Raw genomic sequence first — 2,542 nt, 5'->3', positions numbered from 1 at the left:
ACATATCGCGCCCCATCCTCTTCCGTGCCCAACTGTCGCAACTGGCTCACCGGATCGTGCAATATCTTGTTTACCAGCAATCGCGCCAGATTTTCCACCCGCTTGCGATCGGCCTCTCCCAGATTGGGCCAGTTCTGCAAGGTACGGCTCACTTCCTGATCCCGCAACGTTTCCAGGCGATGCCGCAAGGCCACGATGGTGGGCACCACTTCCAGCGACTCCAGCCACTGGCGGAAGGCGTCGCACTCCTCGCCCACGATGACTTCCGCCTGGGTGGCGGCAATGGCGCGATCTTTCCGGTTCTCCTCGGTCAACCGGCTGAGATCGTCGATATCGTACAGAAAAGCCGAATCCAGCTTGGCGATATCGGGATCGAGATCCCGTGGCACGGCGATATCGATGAAGAACATGGGGCGCTGCCGACGCTGTTTCAAGGCGGCGCGAGCCATGGGGGCCGTCAGCATGTAGGTACTGCTGCCGGTCGAGGAGAGGATGATATCCGCTCGGGGCAGCCATTCGGTCAGGGCTTCCAGAGGAAAGGCCCGACCGTTGAAGGTGTGGGCCAGGCTTTCCGCCCGGGCCAGGGTACGGTTGGTGACCAGAATTTCCCGAATGCCGTTGCTGACCAGATGTCGCGCGGCCAGTTCGCACATCTCTCCGGCGCCGATGAGCAGGCAGGAGTGGCCGTCGAGACGACCGAAGATCTGTTTGGCCAGCACCACGGCGGTGGAGGCGATGGAGACGGCGTTTTCGGCGATGGTGGTTTCGGTACGAACCCGTTTGGCCACCCGGAAGGCGTGGTGGAAGAACCGGTTGAGCAGCAATCCGGAGGTACCCGCCATGACGGCCTGACGGTAGCTCTCCTTCATCTGTCCCAGAATCTGGGCTTCGCCCACCACCATGGAATCGAGGCTGGAGGCCACCCGCAGGCCGTGGCGCACGGCCTCCTGCTCCAGATGGCGATAGAGATGGGGGACGATTTCGCCGGGTTCCACGCCGCGTCGTCCGGCCAGCCAGCGCACCACGTTGCCGATTCCGCCCTCGATTTGCCGGCTGCAGAAGTAGATCTCCACCCGGTTGCAGGTGGACAGGATCAATCCTTCCGAAATCCCTTCCATCGTGACCAGATTTTGTAGGTCCTGGGTGAGGGTTTCCGGGGGAAAGGCCAGTTTTTCCCGCAGGGCCACCGGGGCGCTCTTGTGGCTGATGCCGATGACGCCGAGCTTCATGAAGCCATCCCCGAATGGGGCAGAAGGTCACACGAGTCAGAAAACCTCCCATTAAAGCCCTGATTGCCTCTGGGATGCAAGGCGGATGAAGAGGTGGGGAGGGGAAGATGGAGGGGAAGAGGGAAGGGAAGAGGGAAGGGGGAGGGGAAGAGGTTGCTTTCGGGAAAACGGGGGTCCGGGGGGGCGAGCCCCCTCGGCGGGGTTCGGGGCAGCGCCCCGAGGTTCTATCCGTTGACGTGGCCGTAAGCGGTCCGCTGCACAAAATGGCCTACACGGTAGCCCCATTCCCCGCACGGACTCGATTGAACGCAGCGGACCGCGGGGGGGCAAGGGGGGGCCTCATCCCCCCATCCGTTGACGTGGCCTTTCAGCCGTTGCCTTTCAGCCGTTGCCTTTCAGTCGTTGCCTTTCAGCCGTTGCCTCATCCGGGGGCAGGCTTCCGGGGATATACCGGATTCGGGTTTGCTGGCGCGTTCAAGGATGGGGGGATGAGGCCCCCCCTTGCCCCCCCGCGGTCCGCTGCGAAACAGTCAGTCGGTGCGGGTGAAGGGCTTTCGCGCTTTTATAGGGGGCAGCGGACCGCTTACGGCCACGTCAACGGACACACCTTGGGGCTTCGCCCCAAACCCCACCGAGGGGGCTCGCCCCCCCGGACCCCCGTTTACTCTACGGACCGCTTACCTCGCTCCCCCCCCCGTTCACTCCGTCAACCCCTGTCCGGCGGGAAACAGCACCACGGGAGCCGTGGTCAACAGCCCGTAGGGTACCAGACGCTGCTCGCCACCCTCACTCCGCAACATCACCCCCTCCAGCCCCGATGCCAGCAACTCCCCCTCCACACCCGCCACCACCACCCGTTGCCCAACCCGCCACCCCGGCGCCGCCGCCAAAACCACCGCCTGCAACCACTGCTGCCAAAGCCGCCACCCCGCAATTCCCGCCACCACCAGCCCCAACCAGGGCAATACCGCCATCCACCCCGGATGAAAACCCCACACCAACAACAACACCGGCAACACCACCAACACAACACCCGTCCGAACCACGCCCGCCAAACGCTGCCGACTGTTCCCCAACAGGAACAGCGGCGGCAGACGCCGCATGACCAAATCGAAAACCCACCGCCCCACCAACAGAGCCAACAACAGCGCCAAGCCCCCCGACAGCAAATCCCGTCCGCTCCAGATCCACCAGTCGGGTCGAATCAGCCAACGACGGGCCAACAGAGCGTTCACGGCCTCTTGCACCCCCCCCCCCGCTTCCGCCCCCCGAATCAAGCCCCCCCAAACCCCCCCCCCCCGGAAAACCCGCCC

General features: G+C 64.1%; 2 protein-coding genes. Both read right to left on the bottom strand.

Annotated features, from left to right (window positions below; translation table 11 throughout):
* Nucleotides 1-1,229, bottom strand: a 1,229-nt coding sequence (locus tag HQL56_19525) for a glutamyl-tRNA reductase (GenBank protein ID MBF0311707.1), incomplete at its 3' end; no start/stop codon positions are given.
* 698 nt (nt 1,230-1,927) lie between these two features.
* Nucleotides 1,928-2,464 (bottom strand): hypothetical protein, encoded by a 537-nt coding sequence (locus HQL56_19520; GenBank protein ID MBF0311706.1) that lies wholly within the window; start codon nt 2,462-2,464, stop codon nt 1,928-1,930.
* Nucleotides 2,465-2,542: the final 78 nt, after the last annotated feature.

This window comes from Magnetococcales bacterium (assembly GCA_015231925.1).
GTDB lineage: Bacteria > Pseudomonadota > Magnetococcia > Magnetococcales > JADGAQ01 > JADGAQ01.
The sequence above is the reverse complement of the archived record's forward strand: the minus strand, read 5'-3'. Positions and strand labels throughout refer to the sequence as shown.